Below are 14,861 nucleotides of genomic sequence, written 5' to 3'. Positions count from 1 at the left end.
GAAATGAGATTGCCCTCGGTAGTTTATATAGCGTTCGTAAACATAAATATTGAAGGAATATAACGATGAATACATTAAATAAAACATTAGCACTTATCGCATTAGCATCATCTTCAGCAGCATTCGCTGCAACCGACTTTGACACGTTAGATGTTGATGGCAGTGGCGCAATCAGCCAAAGCGAAGCATCAGTGGATGCAGATTTAATGAGCAAATTTGCCGAATTAGATACCGACGGTAACGGTGAGCTTTCAAAAGAAGAGTTCTCGAACGCGTAACGTTAACCTTAGTTCCAGCGTTTAGCTGGCGAGCTTGAAACCAAGCATTGTAAATTTGAAGGAATATAACTATGAATACATTAAATAAAACATTAGCACTTATCGCATTAGCATCATCTTCAGCAGCATTCGCTGCAACCGACTTTGACACGTTAGATGTTGATGGCAGTGGCGCAATCAGCCAAAGCGAAGCATCAGTGGATGCAGAGCTAATGAGCTTATTCTCTGAACTAGATACCGATGGGAATGGTGAGCTTTCTGTAGAAGAGTTTGCAAAAGCTTAATTTTTATAAAGTGATTTCTTAAAGAGATTTTCGATACCAATATAATGAAAAGTAAAAATACTACTTTTTATTTATGAGGAATAAAACGATGAAACATATTAATACAACATTTGCTATTTTGGCCCTTGCAGCTTCATCAGCAGCATTTGCTGCGGTTACCTTTGAATCATTTGATACCGATGGTAATGGTGCTATTTCCAAAGAAGAGGCATCGGTAAATACACGCCTTGTAGAGATATTTGCAGACTTAGATACTGATCAAAACGGTGAGTTATCAAAAGAAGAATTCGCCAAGGCACAATAAGCTTTCCTTAGCGGAAAATAAAATGAACACTTCACTTCATATACGTAAAAAGCAGCTTAACTTAAGCTGCTTTTTTAATTGAACCGGTACATAAAGCATATTTTCTTATAAGAAAATCGCACTTACTTGGAATAGTTTTTCAACGACGTTGATATGCTTTTTATCAATTAAAAACATGATAACGTGATCACCAGAGTGAATAACCGTGTCGTCGTGCGCAATTAATACATCATCGTTACGAACGATTGCACCAATAGTAGTCCCTGCAGGAAGCTTGATATCAGCAATTGCACGCCCTACAACCTTTGATGTGTTTTCGTCGCCATGGGCAACAGCCTCAATCGCTTCTGCCGCACCTTTACGTAAAGAATACACATTTACAATGTCACCACGGCGAACATGAGTAAGCAGCGCTGAAATTGTTGCTTGTTGCGGTGAAATGGCGATATCAATTTCACCGCCTTGCACTAAATCAACATACGCACCGCGCTGAATAAGCACCATGGTTTTTTGTGCACCCATGCGTTTGGCAAGCATGGCCGACATGATGTTTGCTTCATCGTCATTAGTCACCGCAATAAACACATCAACTTGTTCTATGTGCTCTTCCGATAGCAGCTCTTGATCGGATGCATCCCCACAAAACACCACTGTGTTATCGAGCATTTCAGACAGCTGCTCGGCACGCTCTTTACTGCGTTCGAGTAATTTCACACTGTGATTTTTTTCAAGTGAACGGGCAAGCCCTGCACCGATATTACCGCCACCTGCGATCATAATTTTTTTGTATGAACGCTCGAGCTTCTGTAGCTCATTCATTACTGCTCGAATGTGCTTAGTTGCAGCGAGGAAGAATACTTCATCATCTGCTTCAATAACGGTGGTGCCGAGTGGCTTTATTGCTTTACCTTGGCGATAAATGGCAGCAACACGCGTTTCAACGTTAGGAATATGCTCTTTTAAGGCTGATAGCGCATAACCAACCAATAAGCCACCGTAGTATGCTTTAACAGCCACTAACGAGAGCATGCCATCACCAAACTGCAAAACCTGTAAAGCCCCTGGGTAGTCAATCAAGCGACGAATATACTTGGTGACCAATTGCTCGGGTGCAATGTAGTGATCAACCGGTAAATCATCATTTTGAAATAACTTTTCACGGTACTTTAGGTATTGCTCTGAGCGAATACGTGCAATTTTAGTGGGCGTTTTAAATATACTGTAAGCAACTTGGCAAGCGACCATGTTCACTTCATCTGAACTGGTCACTGCTATTATCATATCGGCGTCTTCCGCACCGGCGCGGCGTAGTACGTCTGGGTGTGCACTGTGTCCTGTCACACCTTGCAGGTCGTACTTATCTTGCAACTCACGTAAACGGTTGCCATCAATATCAACAACCGTGATTTCGTTTTGTTCACCTACGAGGTTTTCAGCGAGCGTTCCGCCTACTTGTCCAGCACCGAGTATGATTATTTTCATGGTTTACTTGAGCTTCTTATGAGTGTTTTTTTACAAGTTTGGCATAATAGAAACCGTCGCTTTCACCGGGCAGCAATTGCAGACCTGGGTTTGCTGGCGTGTCGTTATCATGTAGCGGAATATGCTCAACGTCATTGTTGTTTGCTAAAAACTTAGCAACTTGTAATTGGTTTTCTTGTGGTAATACCGAGCACGTTGCATAAATTAAGGTACCACCGGGCTTAAGTAACGGCCAAATGTTATTTAGAATATCACCTTGTAATGTTGCAAGATCATTGATATCAGAGGCACGGCGCAACCATTTTATGTCAGGGTGGCGGCGGATCACGCCTGTTGCGGAGCAAGGGACATCTAATAAAATGCGATCAAACTGTTGTTCGTCCCACCATTTGTGTGGTTGAGAAGCATCAGCACATTGTAAATCAGCACCTAGACCAATACGGACAAGGTTTTGTTTTACGCGCTCAAGGCGTGTTTCGTCGCAATCAAGAGCAAGTACGTCGGCATCAGCAAGCTCTAAAATATGACATGTTTTACCACCAGGGGCAGCACACGCATCTAAAATGTGCTCTTCAGCTTTTGGATCTAAAAAGCGTGCCGCTAATTGTGCTGCAGCATCTTGTACTGAACATGCGCCGGTGTCGAATTCGGGTAATGAGAAAACATCTCGTGGTTTATCTAGCTTAATGCCATCAGGAAAGTCAGCATTTAATGTGTGTGCGATATCATTGGCTGTAAGCATCTCGCTATATTCAGCTGTGTTATATTGCGCTTGATTAACACGTAACCACATTGGTGCTTGCTGTTGGTTGGCTTCTAACAGTGCTTGCCAAGAGTCAGGGTACGCTTCGGTAACTTGTTTGATAAACCAGTTTGGGTGGTTGTATAAACAGACCGGAATTTGTTTGGCTTTTTCTTCTAGCTCTTCTTGCTGGCGCTGAAAGCTGCGTAATATAGCGTTGATCAAACCTTTTAGACCCAGAGCTCTTAGCTGCTCTAAAGCATTTACTGTTTCACTGATAGCTGCATGAGGTGGAACACGCATATGTTGTAGTTGGTAAATGCCAACATACAGCAAAAACTGGAATATACGGCGCTTTCCCTTGAGAGGTTGTTCAACTAAATGCTGACAATAATTCTCTAAGCTTGGCAAATAACGCAGTACACCGTAACAAATTTGCTGTAATAAGGCTTTATCTTTAGGGGGTAAACCTTGGCTTGCAAAAGGCAGCTCTTGATTTAGAGATGCGCCTTTATCTACGACGTTATATAAAGTTTCGGCGGCAAGCGCGCGTACGTTGGGAGCTTTACTCATTGTTTTCGCCTAATATTGTACCAGGAGTTACCCAGTCTGCTCGGCCGTTTAAAAAGTCAGTAATGGCCATTGGCTTTTTGCCTTGTGGTTGTACTTGCGTGATATTAAGTGCGTTAGTGCCACAGGCAATCACAATGCCGTGTTTATCGCTTTGTAAAACAGTGCCTGTAGGGCCTGTTTGTTCAACAACATTGGCTTGGTATACTTTTACAGTGTTTTCGCCCATTTGGGTAAAACACACTGGCCACGGATTGAATGAACGAATGTTACGTTCAATCTGTGCAGCGTCCATTGTCCAATCAATGTTTGCCTCTTCTTTAGAGAGCTTTTTAGCATAGTTAGCCAGTTCATCATCTTGTACTTGTGGTGTAATTTCACCATTAGCCAATTGAGTGATGGTGTTGATGAGTGCGCTTGGGCCTAAATCAGCAAGCTTATTGTATAGGCTGGCACTGGTCTCAGTCGCATCAATAGGGCAACGGCTAATATGCAGCATGTCGCCGGTATCTAGGCCTTCATCCATTTGCATAATAGTGACGCCAGTCTCAGTATCCCCGGCCCAAATAGCACGCTGTATTGGTGCAGCACCGCGCCAGCGTGGCAAAATTGAACCATGTACGTTTAAGCAGCCTAAGCGAGGTGCATCTAAAATAGCTTTAGGTAACAGCAGTCCATATGCAACAACAATCATAATGTCGGCATTAAGGTTGTTTAGCTCAGTGAGTGCGTCGTCACTTTTTAATGAGGACGGTTGAAAAACAGGTAATTCATGCGCCAGCGCAAGTTCTTTTACTTCACTGGCTTTGAGTTTTTTTCCGCGACCAGCAGGGCGATCAGGTTGGCTGTATACGCCAACAATTTGATGCTCTGAATCGATAAGAGCTTGTAAATGGCGCGCAGCAAAATCGGGCGTACCGGCAAAAATAATGCGTAATGGTTGTGTCACTGAACTTCCTAATTAATTCTAAGGTACTTATTGCGCTGCAAGCTTGGCTTCTTTTTCAAGTTTTTTACGAATACGTTGACGCTTTAACGGGGATAAGTAATCAATGAATAACTTACCAATTAAGTGATCAAGCTCGTGTTGGATGCAAATAGCTAAAAGTTCATCAGCATCTAAAGTGAACTCTTCACCTTTCTCATTAAGGGCTTTTACAGATACTGTTTCTGCGCGATCAACTTTTGCGTAAGAATACGGTACAGATAAACAACCTTCTTCACTGACTGTTTCACCCGCTTGGGTTATAATCGTTGGGTTGATCAACACCAAGGGTTCATTGCGTTCTTCTGATACATCAATGACGACAATGCGTTGATGAATGTCAACTTGGGTTGCGGCTAATCCAATGCCGTTCTCGTCGTACATAGTCTCTAGCATGTCTTTTACAATTTGACGAATTTGGTCGTCAACATGCGTTACTTCTTTTGCAATTGTACGTAAACGTTCATCTGGAAATCTTAAAACTTCTAACCTAGCCATAGTAACCTTTTTCACTTGTGCTTAATTTAGGGTATTGTATGCTCTTATTTTAGCCATTCGCGTTCACCTTTAACAGGTTTTGGTTGATAATAATGAAAAAACACCACAAGGAAGCTCAATGAAATACCCATTATTCGCAGCAGTGTTGGCACTAAGTACTGCATTTCCATCGGTAGCCGATGTATTAAATATAAAAAAAGATGCGCCAAAACAGTATGTTGTAAAAAAAGGTGATACGCTTTGGGATATTTCAGCTATCTATCTAAATAAGCCGTGGTTGTGGCCTGAGCTTTGGCAAATGAATCCGCAAATTGATAACCCACACCTTATTTATCCCGGCGATGCCCTTTCTTTGATTTATGATGAGCACGGAAATCCACGCTTAGTGATTAATTCAGGTTATAAAAAATTGTCGCCACATGGACGAATTACACCAAAAGGTCGTAATGCAATCCCAACTTTGCCACTAGAGCTATTACGCCCTTATTTGACTTATGAGCAAGCGCTAAGTAGAAAAGAGATAGCGGAAAAACCTTATATTTTAGGTGCTAATGTAAACACTAAAATGAACACCGAAGGTCATATTGTGTATGTTAAAGGCGAGCTTAAATTGCATGAAGCTTATGCGATTTATCGTAAAGGCAAAGCGTATATTGATCCTGAGACGAATAAAGCACTGGCATATAAATCACAATTAGTGGGTATAGGGCGCGTATTCAGAGAAGGTGATTTATCACAAGGAGTGCCTTCCTCTGTTAAAGTGACTGAGGCTAAACAGGAGATCAGAGCCACTGATTTCTTAATGCCAGCAATGCAAGGGCAGACATTACCTGCTTATTTTAAAATGCAGCGCCCAGATGAGCCGATTACAGGTAACATTATTGCAGCAACAAGTAGATTAAGAGAATTCAGCACAATGGATATTGTAGTGCTAAACTTAGGTTTAGAGCAGAATATTAAAGCAGGCCATATTTTAGATATTGAACGTCAATCACCTACAGTGTTTGATGGACGTAATGGCCCTCGCTATGAAGAAGATTCTAATAGCCTTGAAAAATTCATGAAAAAGAGCGATGAATTTTTTGGGGTTGAGCCAGATAAAAACTCTACAGTGTGGCATATGCCAAAAGAAAAAGTTGGCGAGCTAATGGTATTTAAAGTACATGAAAAAGTTAGCTACGCTTTAATCGTAAAAAACCAGCACCCAATCCGCATCGGTGATTTTGCAGTTATAAATTAAATCAGGTTTGAGTGCTCTAAGGAGAGAGCATGGAAAATTCTTCAGGCAAGCTTGCACACTGGCTTGCCTTTTATTTATGTAAAGGCTTGGGTGTTAAAACTTTACTGGCTCTAGCGCAAAACCAGCCATTAGAGTGTTTATTTGAACTTAACCACGAGCAGTTAGTAGAGTGCGGCCTTAGTTCACAAATCGCTAGCAACTTACTTGCTACTGATTGGCGGCAAGTCGATTACTATCAGACATTAATTGCTCAGTCAGATATAACTGCAATTAATTATTTTGATTCCCCCTTATATCCCCCGTTATTAAAAGAAGTGGCTAGTGCACCCTTGTTATTATTTTGCCGCGGTAATTTAGAACTACTGAATAGTCCACAAATAGCGATTGTTGGCAGTCGTCATGCTACACCATCAGGGCTAGAAATAGCGGCTGAGTTTGCGCATCAGCTTACTCTTGCAGGGTTAACTGTTACCTCAGGAATGGCACTTGGCATTGATGGTGCAGCCCACAAAGGAGCGCTTGCGGGCAACGGTAAAACGATTGCAGTACTTGGCACAGGAGTTGATGTGTATTATCCCAAACGGCATAAGCTGCTTACAGATAAAGTATGTGAACATGGCTTATTAGTGAGTGAGTTTTTACCTGGCACAGCCGCTAATGGTAATAATTTTCCGCGCCGAAATCGCATAATATCGGGTTTATCACTCGGTGTATTAATTGTCGAGGCGCAAATTAAAAGCGGCTCACTCATTACAGTACGCTATGCACTGGAACAAAATAAAGAAGTGTTTGCTGTGCCAGGTTCAATTAAAAACCCGCTATCAGAAGCAAGTCACTTTTTAATAAAGCAAGGGGCAAAATTAGTCGAAAATGTCAGTGATATTTTAGATGAAGTAAGCTTTTCCTGTCAAAACAGTCTATATAATATAGAGAAAGCGCCGACTAACGAACCCACATGCGAAGTACTTTGTAGTGTAGGTTTTGAAGTGACTGCAGTCGATGTAATTGTTCAGCGTAGCCAATGGCCGATAGATAAAGTACAAGCACGTTTACTTGATCTTGAGCTTGAAGACCGGGTCGAGCGGGTATTAGATGGCTATATCCGAGTTCGCTAGATTATAGATACTTATATAAGGGAAGTAACATGTTCGATATCCTCATGTACCTCTTTGAAAATTATATTCATAGTGAAGCTGAAATTTATGCTGAGCATAATGAACTCACAGATGAGTTATTACGTGCGGGCTTCAATAAGCCCGAAATATACAAAGCATTGAATTGGCTAGAGCAATTAGCTGAACTACAGCACAGTGATGAAATTCCTTATCTCAATGCTTATCCACAACATGCGGTACGTATTTTTACAGAGAGTGAATGTGAGATGCTTTGTGTTGAGTGCCGTGGTTTTTTAATGTTTATAGAGCAGATTGGGGTTATAAATAGTGCGGTTCGTGAAATGGTCGTGGATCGCTTACGTGCTTTAGATAAACCTTTTATAACGATTGATGATTTAAAATGGGTAATACTAATGGTGCTATTTAATGTGCCTGGTTCCGAGTTTGCTTATTCTCAAATGGAAAAAATTATTTTTAATGAGCCCGCTGAGGTTTTACATTAAACATCGACTTTTTCAATACGTGTGCTTTTAGAGGATTTAGGTGGGTATGCTTGTATCTTAAATTAGTTTGGGTATATTAGGCGAAAATTAACCAACCGCTTTGGAAACACATGAGCAAAATTGATCATTCACTTTTCTCTGCAAACCAACACGCCTTAGAAAAAGAGTACGAAGTGTGCCCTCAATGTGGTTCTGAGTTAGTTATTCGTAATAGCAAGTCAGGTCCTTTTCTTGGCTGTGCAAGTTACCCTAAATGTGACTTTATTCGCTCTTTAGTACAGCATGATACTCAGCAAATCAAGGTTCTAGAAGATAGCCCTTGCCCTGAATGTGCAAACCCGCTGGTGGTTAAAAATGGTCGCTATGGCATGTTTATTGGTTGTACAGGCTACCCTGAATGTCATTATATTGCCCATGACGAGCCTAAAGAAAATGAAGACGTATTACCTGCATGTCCTAAATGTACTAAAGGGCAGCTAGTTGCACGTAGTAATAAATTTGGAAAAATCTTTTACTCATGTAACAGCTACCCAAGTTGTAAGTACACTTTAAATCACAAACCTATTGAACACACTTGCCCACAATGCCAGTGGCCAGTGATGACACAAAAGAAGATGGCGAACAGTGATGTGCTACAATGCCCCCAGAAAAATTGCTCGCATAAATTGACGGTGAGCGACTAATTAGCAGCTTTAACTTTTTGTATGTGGAGAATTCCTGTGGCCGATTCAACCTCTGTGCCTAAAACCGCCCTTACTGCTTTGCAGCAAGGAGGTGTTATTGTTTATCCAACTGAAGCAGTATATGGGTTAGGTTGCGACCCAGACGACCAACACGCCGTTGAAAAATTATTAGCGATCAAGCAACGCCCAGTCGAAAAGGGCTTAATTTTAATTGCTGATAATTATGGTCAGTTACTAAAATATGTTGATGACGCAAAAATTCCTATGGATAAACGCGCTGATATTTTTTCTAGTTGGCCAGGGGCGATTACGTGGGTAATGCCTGCAGCTAAAAATACACCAAAATGGTTAACAGGGCAGTTTGATACCATTGCGGTACGTGTAACAAATCACCCAACGGTTAAGCGTTTATGCCAAGAACTTGGTAAGCCTTTAGTGTCGACAAGTGCTAATTTATCAGGGCAAGATACAGTAACCAGCATTGAAATGGCGAAGAGTGAATTTGATCAACAGGTTGCGTTTTATGTTGATGAGCCATTAGGTGGCCGAACTCAGCCAAGCACTATTAAAGACGTAATGACCGGTAAAATATTTAGAGGATGAACATGCACAGTAATCTGCTTGAACAAGTAAAAACGTATTTAATGGCTTTGCAAGACACTATTTGCGAAGGCTTAGAGCGCGCTGATGCGAACGCTAAGTTTGTTGAAGATAGCTGGCAACGTGCAGAGGGGGGCGGAGGGCGAACGCGCGTCATTCGTGATGGAAATATCATAGAACAAGGCGGCGTTAACTACTCTCATGTGTTTGGTGCATCAATGCCTGCATCTGCTACCGCACATAGGCCAGAACTCGCTGGACGTAGTTTTCATGCTTGTGGGGTGTCGTTAGTTATTCACCCTAAAAACCCGCATATACCAACTAGCCATGCAAACGTGCGATTTTTTATTGCAGAAAAAGAAGGCGAAGAACCTATTTGGTGGTTTGGTGGCGGGTTCGATTTAACACCTTTTTATCCTGTATTTGATGATGTTAAGCATTGGCACCAAGTGGCGCATGATCTGTGCGCTCCTTTTGGCGATGACGTGTATCCTCGCTATAAAAAGTGGTGCGATGAATATTTTTATATCAAGCATCGTAATGAAACTCGTGGTGTGGGTGGCTTGTTTTTTGATGACTTGAATGAGCATGGCTTTGAGCAAAGCTTTGCTTTTATGCAAGCTGTTGGTAATGGCTTTCTCGATGCTTATGTGCCGATTATAGAACGTCGTAAAAGCGACGAGTACACACAGCAACAACGTGACTTCCAGCTTTATCGCCGAGGTCGTTATGTTGAGTTTAATTTAGTGTGGGATCGCGGTACGTTGTTTGGTTTGCAAACAGGTGGCCGTACAGAATCTATTTTAATGTCTATGCCGCCACTTGCGCGCTGGGAATATAATTATACGCCAGGGGCTGAAAGTCCTGAAGCGCAGCTTTACCAATTCTACTTGAGGCCACAAGCATGGCTAAGTAGTGAACCGGAGCAATTAGTTGCCCGAGACTGGCAATTATAATACCGAGTTGGCGCTAATTGATTTAGCGCCGCACCTTAATTTAATTTAAAACGTCTGACCTGCTCATCCAACGAGCGAGCTAGCGATAATAGTTCTTCACTTATTTTTTGATTGTCGTTGGCATCGACTAATGAGCGCTCCGCATTATCACTGATTGCCACAACACTTTGATTAATTTCTTCAGCAGCTAAGCTTTGCTGTTCTGTTGCATCAGCAATTTGTACATTTAGCTGATTAATTTCGCTCATCTGAGAGGAAATATCTTTTAAAGCCTGTGCAACTTTTTTGACTTGTAGCGCTCTATCATCAGCTTCTTCACACGAGTTACTCATCATAGTGACGGTTTGCGAGGCTTCTGATTGTAGCTTATCTATTGTGCGTTTAATCTCGTCTGTTGAATCATGAGTGCGTGTTGCTAAAGTGCGAACTTCATCGGCGACAACAGCAAAGCCTCGACCAGCTTCTCCCGCTCTTGCTGCTTCTATTGCAGCATTTAACGCGAGTAAATTAGTTTGTTCAGCAATGCTACTGATCACTTCAAGTACTTTTCCCACTTCTAAGGTTTGAGCTTGTAGCTGACTTACTTGCTGGGCTGCGCTACGAACATCGTCAGCGAGTTGATTTATGCTTACCTGCGTATGCTCAGCAACGCGTAAGCTCTGTTGTGCAAGCACATTACTACTCTCCGATTTTTCTGAAGCAAAGTGAGTGGTATTTTTAACTTCGTTAGATGAGCTTTCCAGTTCATTAATTGCAGCCGCAACAGAGTCTGTTCCTTGTTTTTGGCTTAATATTGATTGTTCAGTCGCATCGACAGAGGCATAAATGGCTTCGGCAGAATGAATCAACACTTTTGATGAATGTGACACTTGCGCAATATTTTCTTTAAAGGCACTTATCATCTGATTAAAGCTATTTGCTAAGGAGCTTAACTCATCGTTATTGTTATCCTCAATTTTGAGGCTTAAATCATTATTGCTAGTGGCTAGGTGCATCATGCGATCAATGTTATTGAGGCGTTTAATGAATATTCTTCTAAAGAGTAAACCCAATAATAAAAAAGCAGTTACAAAAAGCGTAGATAGCAGGGCTGTATTGATAAGTGTATTTCGCGTTACTTTTGTTTCAATATCTGCGAGTGAATAACTAATTTTTACAACCCCTAATACATCACCTTCTTGCGCCTGATGGCAACCAAGGCAATTCGTTCCTTTATGATCACTGCTTGCAAGCATCGGCTTTAAATAGGTCATATAACGCGTACTTTGCTGCTGTTCAATGAAAAGGTCTTCTTTTCCATTAAGTGCTGCAATCTCTGCGTCGTTACTTGGCGCTTGGTTTGCAGCGCCTGGGCCATAAAGTTTGTTTACAATGGGGCTACGGATTATATGGGCATCTTCAATATTTGGGTGATTACGTAATTTGCTGCTTAGTATTTCTCGATTCGCCATTGTGCCAGTGAGCATCATGGTATTGATGGAATCAAAGTAATTATCAGCAAGTAGCTTAATGTTGCTGGCAATTGTTTCCTGGGCAAGGGTATGTTGCTGATTTGAACTACTGAAAATACTTGCAAAAAGTACTAGCACGCCGGTGATTGCCAGTAATGCATAAATTTTATGTTGGATGGATTTCACGCGCATAATACTCTTCTAAACAAGATAGCGTTATTATCTGTATTTAGAAGAGTACGACATTGATATAGCGCAAACTTAAAAGATTAAAATCGCTTTAGTGCTGGTTGATCATGTGACTGGCAAGCTGCGCCAATGATTTTCGTAACCCTTCTCGTAATAAAGGATTATCAATTTCAGCATCTAACGCTTTATCCATACAATACATCCATTGATCGCGTAAATCTTGATCGATAGGAAAAGGCATATGGCGTTTACGCAGCATAGGGTGACCATGTTTTTCTACAAACAAATCAGGGCCGCCTAACCAACCGGATAAAAACTCAAAAAATACTTGGCGAATACGATCTAATGGTTGAGGATGCATATCATATAACGGTTTAGCGTAATCATCGGTGGCCATAATGTCGTAGAATCTATTTGCAAGTGCAAATGCGCCAGCTTCTCCACCCATCATTTGATAAGGCGTTTTTTCGGGAGTAGGTGCTTGCTGTGGCTCAGGTTGTTTCGATTTAGAAAAGAGTCGTTTAATCATAGTTTTATCATCGTTAATTAGCAGTAAGTTACTCTGTAATATTACTAAACAAAGAGGTTGCTCGAATATGGACAAATATGCAGTTTTTGGAAATCCCATTAAACACTCAAAATCCCCTGCGATACATAAGCAATTTGCAACCTCATTGGGCGAGAAAATCGATTATCGGGCAATACTAGCACCAATAGATGGCTTTAAAATAGCGGTTGCTGATTTTTTTGCTGCTGGTGGTAATGGTGCCAACGTAACTATGCCATTTAAAGAGCAAGCATATGAATTAGTTGATGAGCGAACTGAGCTTGCCACCATTGTCGGTGCTGTGAATACAATAAAGCTGCTAGATGATGGCCGCTTATTAGGTGATAACACCGATGGTGTTGGCTTTGTTAATGACTTGCTCGCAAATAAAGTTTCTATTAAAGGTAAACGTATTTTACTGATTGGTGCTGGTGGTGCGGCGCGAGGGGTTGTATTGCCATTACTGGCACAGCAGCCGAGTGAAATCATCATCGTCAATCGCACCGCGGCAAAAGCCAAAGCATTAGCACAGCTGTTTGCTCAATATGGCGCAGTGACAGGCTATGGATTTGATGATTTACCTGAAGGTGATTACTCACTAATTGTAAACTCTACATCTAGTAGTATGTTGGGTGAGTTGCCAGCACTCGACAAAAAGCACCTTAATAATTGTAAATGTGTATATGATATGTTTTATTCACTACAAAACACTCTGTTTATGCAATGGGCACAGGATTACAAAGCCGATATTAGCGTACTCGATGGTAGCGGTATGCTCGTTGGGCAAGCAGCACAAGCTTACTTTGTTTGGCGTGATAAAATGCCAGCAATACTCCCTATTGTGCGATCATTAAAAGCTGGAGAATTGATATGAATCAAGCAATTCAATTTATAGATCGATTTGAATTTAATGTGCAAAGCCAGCAGTTAACGTTTTTTGCCCAAGTAAGTGGCTTAATGGTTAAATGTGTTATTGATACGCAAAGTCTAGCATTGGCAGATCAGCAAGCGGCTAAGGCGCACTTTGAAGCTGTACGTTTTGACTATGAAGATATTGCCGAGCAACTAATCGAAGATGAAGAGTATAACTCGGCGGGAGAGATTGTTGTTGCAGTGCTGAATTAACCTTCAGCTAGGTACTCATCTTTGAGCTCAACATAATTGATGGCTGACACTTTTAAAAAGCTCAGCTCTTGCTCTGTTAAAGGGCGGGCTTGTTTTACTGGGCTGCCAACATAGAGGAAACCAGACTCTAAACGTTTGTTTGGTGGGACTAATGAACCGCCTCCAATAATCACATCGTCTTCAACTATCGCGTTATCCATTACAATAGCGCCCATACCGACTAAAATACGATTACCTAACCGACACCCGTGCAGCATTACTTTATGGCCAACAGTAACATCGTCACCAATGATAAGCGGATAACCATCAGGGTTACTTTTACTTGGACGAGTAAGGTGTAGCACACTGCCATCTTGTACATTAGTACGTTCACCAATACATATATAGTTAACGTCTCCACGTGCTGCGACTAATGGCCATACACTACTATCTTTACCTAGCGTTATATTACCAACTAAAACAGCGGACTCATCAATATAAACAGATTGATTAAAAGTAGGGGTTATTCCCTTATAAGAACGGATAGTCATAAAAACACCTAATAAAATGAAAGTGATTGAATCTGATGATAGCAGCAGAGCTAATAAAATGGCCAGTATGGATCTATGTTGCTCACTAAACTAGCACTTTCAAGGTGTTTAGCTCGTAAACCGAACGAACAGTACTTTATTTCAAGTTTTCTTTAAAAAACGCTTGCGTAAAATCAGCCGCGCCCTATAATGCGACCCCACTGAGAAGGCAGACAGCAACGCTTAGCGGGGCAAGAGTTAATCAGTGAGTCGAGTAAAACTTGAGTTTGAATTTTTATAAAGTTTAAATTTAAGTATTGACAAAAAAATAGGAAAGCGTAGTATGCGCAGCCCTAGCGAGATAAAGTTTAACTTTAATCGCAACGTTCTTTAACAATATAAAGCAATCATCTGTGTGGGCACTCGTACAGATTGAGTTCTAACAGCCGAACTTAACTTTCTTTTTAGAGAGGTAAGCAAGGCAAAAAATTTAGAGTCTCAATGTGATTTCTCGAAAGAGAAACTGAGTGACCAACAGAATAGTTATTTCGGTAATTATTCGGCACAGTCAATTCAATATCGAAAGATATTAAATAAATTCAGAATTCATTGAGCAGGTTCTTCATTCTTTATTGGATGAGAACAGAAAAAACTTTTAATTGAAGAGTTTGATCATGGCTCAGATTGAACGCTGGCGGCAGGCCTAACACATGCAAGTCGAGCGGTAACAGAGAGTAGCTTGCTACTTTGCTGACGAGCGGCGGACGGGTGAGTAATGCTTGGGAATATGCCTTTTGGTG

General features: G+C 41.3%; 18 protein-coding genes and 1 rRNA gene. 12 read left to right on the top strand and 7 right to left on the bottom strand.

The window, feature by feature from the left end; genetic code table 11:
- Window positions 1-65 precede the first annotated feature (65 nt).
- The 3 genes from ADS77_RS18865 to ADS77_RS18855 all read left to right on the top strand — a co-directional run bounded on the left by ADS77_RS18865 (window position 66) and on the right by ADS77_RS18855 (window position 866).
- On the top strand, window positions 66-278 hold the full coding sequence (locus ADS77_RS18865) for a calmodulin (RefSeq protein ID WP_054206569.1): 213 nt from the start codon (window positions 66-68) through the stop codon (window positions 276-278).
- Window positions 279-349: 71 nt separating this feature from the next.
- A complete protein-coding gene (locus tag ADS77_RS18860; RefSeq protein ID WP_054206568.1) occupies window positions 350-562 on the top strand; it encodes an EF-hand domain-containing protein in 213 nt (70 codons plus the stop codon).
- Between the two features lie 88 nt (window positions 563-650).
- Window positions 651-866: an EF-hand domain-containing protein gene (locus ADS77_RS18855; protein ID WP_054206567.1), complete on the top strand. Its 216-nt coding sequence runs from the start codon at window positions 651-653 to the stop codon at window positions 864-866.
- Window positions 867-971: 105 nt separating this feature from the next.
- Here ADS77_RS18855 and trkA read toward each other — a convergent pair whose 3' ends face one another.
- The 4 genes from trkA to def are packed head-to-tail and all read right to left on the bottom strand — an operon-like array spanning window position 972 to window position 5,143.
- Window positions 972-2,348, bottom strand: a complete 1,377-nt coding sequence (trkA, locus tag ADS77_RS18850; RefSeq protein WP_054206566.1) for a Trk system potassium transporter TrkA — start codon at window positions 2,346-2,348, stop codon at window positions 972-974.
- 16 nt (window positions 2,349-2,364) lie between these two features.
- Entirely contained in the window at window positions 2,365-3,663 is a 1,299-nt protein-coding gene (rsmB, locus tag ADS77_RS18845; RefSeq protein WP_054206565.1) for a 16S rRNA (cytosine(967)-C(5))-methyltransferase RsmB, read from the bottom strand.
- Window positions 3,656-4,609, bottom strand: a complete 954-nt coding sequence (gene fmt / locus ADS77_RS18840; RefSeq protein WP_054206564.1) for a methionyl-tRNA formyltransferase — start codon at window positions 4,607-4,609, stop codon at window positions 3,656-3,658. The genes rsmB and fmt overlap by 8 nt, the downstream gene beginning before the upstream one ends.
- A gap of 27 nt (window positions 4,610-4,636) precedes the next feature.
- Window positions 4,637-5,143 carry a peptide deformylase gene (gene def, locus ADS77_RS18835; RefSeq protein ID WP_054455816.1) on the bottom strand — a complete coding sequence of 169 codons (507 nt, stop codon included), beginning with the start codon at window positions 5,141-5,143 and terminating at the stop codon, window positions 4,637-4,639.
- A gap of 118 nt (window positions 5,144-5,261) precedes the next feature.
- Between def and ADS77_RS18830 the strand changes: the two genes are divergently transcribed.
- The 6 genes from ADS77_RS18830 to hemF all read left to right on the top strand — a co-directional run bounded on the left by ADS77_RS18830 (window position 5,262) and on the right by hemF (window position 10,240).
- The gene (locus ADS77_RS18830) at window positions 5,262-6,383 is read left to right on the top strand and encodes a LysM peptidoglycan-binding domain-containing protein (protein ID WP_054206562.1); all 1,122 of its coding nucleotides are present in this window, start codon (window positions 5,262-5,264) and stop codon (window positions 6,381-6,383) included.
- A 29-nt stretch (window positions 6,384-6,412) separates the two neighbouring features.
- On the top strand, window positions 6,413-7,498 hold the full coding sequence (gene dprA / locus ADS77_RS18825; RefSeq protein WP_054206561.1) for a DNA-processing protein DprA: 1,086 nt from the start codon (window positions 6,413-6,415) through the stop codon (window positions 7,496-7,498).
- Between the two features lie 29 nt (window positions 7,499-7,527).
- Window positions 7,528-8,001 (top strand): DUF494 family protein, encoded by a 474-nt coding sequence (locus tag ADS77_RS18820; protein ID WP_054206560.1) that lies wholly within the window; start codon window positions 7,528-7,530, stop codon window positions 7,999-8,001.
- Window positions 8,002-8,111: 110 nt separating this feature from the next.
- Window positions 8,112-8,684: a type I DNA topoisomerase gene (locus tag ADS77_RS18815; RefSeq protein WP_054206559.1), complete on the top strand. Its 573-nt coding sequence runs from the start codon at window positions 8,112-8,114 to the stop codon at window positions 8,682-8,684.
- Between the two features lie 21 nt (window positions 8,685-8,705).
- Entirely contained in the window at window positions 8,706-9,287 is a 582-nt protein-coding gene (locus ADS77_RS18810) for an L-threonylcarbamoyladenylate synthase (protein WP_054206558.1), read from the top strand.
- A gap of 2 nt (window positions 9,288-9,289) precedes the next feature.
- Window positions 9,290-10,240: an oxygen-dependent coproporphyrinogen oxidase gene (hemF, locus tag ADS77_RS18805; RefSeq protein ID WP_054455814.1), complete on the top strand. Its 951-nt coding sequence runs from the start codon at window positions 9,290-9,292 to the stop codon at window positions 10,238-10,240.
- Between the two features lie 35 nt (window positions 10,241-10,275).
- Here hemF and ADS77_RS18800 read toward each other — a convergent pair whose 3' ends face one another.
- Both ADS77_RS18800 and ADS77_RS18795 read right to left on the bottom strand, forming a co-directional pair.
- Window positions 10,276-11,883, bottom strand: a complete 1,608-nt coding sequence (locus tag ADS77_RS18800) for a methyl-accepting chemotaxis protein (RefSeq protein WP_054206556.1) — start codon at window positions 11,881-11,883, stop codon at window positions 10,276-10,278.
- Between the two features lie 88 nt (window positions 11,884-11,971).
- On the bottom strand, window positions 11,972-12,409 hold the full coding sequence (locus tag ADS77_RS18795) for a group II truncated hemoglobin (RefSeq protein WP_054206555.1): 438 nt from the start codon (window positions 12,407-12,409) through the stop codon (window positions 11,972-11,974).
- A 67-nt stretch (window positions 12,410-12,476) separates the two neighbouring features.
- On the opposite strand from ADS77_RS18795, the gene aroE reads away from it, so the two are divergent.
- On the top strand, window positions 12,477-13,301 hold the full coding sequence (gene aroE / locus ADS77_RS18790) for a shikimate dehydrogenase (protein ID WP_054455812.1): 825 nt from the start codon (window positions 12,477-12,479) through the stop codon (window positions 13,299-13,301).
- On the top strand, window positions 13,298-13,552 hold the full coding sequence (locus ADS77_RS18785; protein WP_054206553.1) for a DUF1488 domain-containing protein: 255 nt from the start codon (window positions 13,298-13,300) through the stop codon (window positions 13,550-13,552). The genes aroE and ADS77_RS18785 overlap by 4 nt, the downstream gene beginning before the upstream one ends.
- Here the strand turns inward: ADS77_RS18785 and ADS77_RS18780 are convergent.
- Window positions 13,549-14,082, bottom strand: a complete 534-nt coding sequence (locus tag ADS77_RS18780) for a gamma carbonic anhydrase family protein (protein WP_054206552.1) — start codon at window positions 14,080-14,082, stop codon at window positions 13,549-13,551. The genes ADS77_RS18785 and ADS77_RS18780 overlap by 4 nt on opposite strands.
- Before the next feature lie 635 nt (window positions 14,083-14,717).
- Between ADS77_RS18780 and ADS77_RS18775 the strand changes: the two genes are divergently transcribed.
- Window positions 14,718-14,861, top strand: a 16S ribosomal RNA gene (locus tag ADS77_RS18775); the annotation flags it as partial.

The organism is Pseudoalteromonas porphyrae (genome assembly GCF_001298125.1).
GTDB lineage: Bacteria > Pseudomonadota > Gammaproteobacteria > Enterobacterales > Alteromonadaceae > Pseudoalteromonas > Pseudoalteromonas neustonica.
This window is presented reverse-complemented; position numbering and strand designations above follow the sequence as displayed.

Excerpts from the sequence above, each read along its gene's own strand:
- ADS77_RS18865 (WP_054206569.1), top strand. The coding sequence starts at position 66 with ATGAATACATTAAATAAAACATTAGCACTTATCGCATTAGCATCATCT.
- ADS77_RS18860 (WP_054206568.1), top strand. The coding sequence starts at position 350 with ATGAATACATTAAATAAAACATTAGCACTTATCGCATTAGCATCATCT.
- ADS77_RS18855 (WP_054206567.1), top strand. The coding sequence starts at position 651 with ATGAAACATATTAATACAACATTTGCTATTTTGGCCCTTGCAGCTTCA.
- trkA (WP_054206566.1), bottom strand. The coding sequence starts at position 2,348 with ATGAAAATAATCATACTCGGTGCTGGACAAGTAGGCGGAACGCTCGCT.
- rsmB (WP_054206565.1), bottom strand. The coding sequence starts at position 3,663 with ATGAGTAAAGCTCCCAACGTACGCGCGCTTGCCGCCGAAACTTTATAT.
- def (WP_054455816.1), bottom strand. The coding sequence starts at position 5,143 with ATGGCTAGGTTAGAAGTTTTAAGATTTCCAGATGAACGTTTACGTACA.
- ADS77_RS18830 (WP_054206562.1), top strand. The coding sequence starts at position 5,262 with ATGAAATACCCATTATTCGCAGCAGTGTTGGCACTAAGTACTGCATTT.
- dprA (WP_054206561.1), top strand. The coding sequence starts at position 6,413 with ATGGAAAATTCTTCAGGCAAGCTTGCACACTGGCTTGCCTTTTATTTA.
- ADS77_RS18820 (WP_054206560.1), top strand. The coding sequence starts at position 7,528 with ATGTTCGATATCCTCATGTACCTCTTTGAAAATTATATTCATAGTGAA.
- ADS77_RS18815 (WP_054206559.1), top strand. The coding sequence starts at position 8,112 with ATGAGCAAAATTGATCATTCACTTTTCTCTGCAAACCAACACGCCTTA.
- ADS77_RS18810 (WP_054206558.1), top strand. The coding sequence starts at position 8,706 with ATGTGGAGAATTCCTGTGGCCGATTCAACCTCTGTGCCTAAAACCGCC.
- hemF (WP_054455814.1), top strand. The coding sequence starts at position 9,290 with ATGCACAGTAATCTGCTTGAACAAGTAAAAACGTATTTAATGGCTTTG.
- ADS77_RS18800 (WP_054206556.1), bottom strand. The coding sequence starts at position 11,883 with ATGCGCGTGAAATCCATCCAACATAAAATTTATGCATTACTGGCAATC.
- ADS77_RS18795 (WP_054206555.1), bottom strand. The coding sequence starts at position 12,409 with ATGATTAAACGACTCTTTTCTAAATCGAAACAACCTGAGCCACAGCAA.
- aroE (WP_054455812.1), top strand. The coding sequence starts at position 12,477 with ATGGACAAATATGCAGTTTTTGGAAATCCCATTAAACACTCAAAATCC.
- ADS77_RS18785 (WP_054206553.1), top strand. The coding sequence starts at position 13,298 with ATGAATCAAGCAATTCAATTTATAGATCGATTTGAATTTAATGTGCAA.
- ADS77_RS18780 (WP_054206552.1), bottom strand. The coding sequence starts at position 14,082 with ATGACTATCCGTTCTTATAAGGGAATAACCCCTACTTTTAATCAATCT.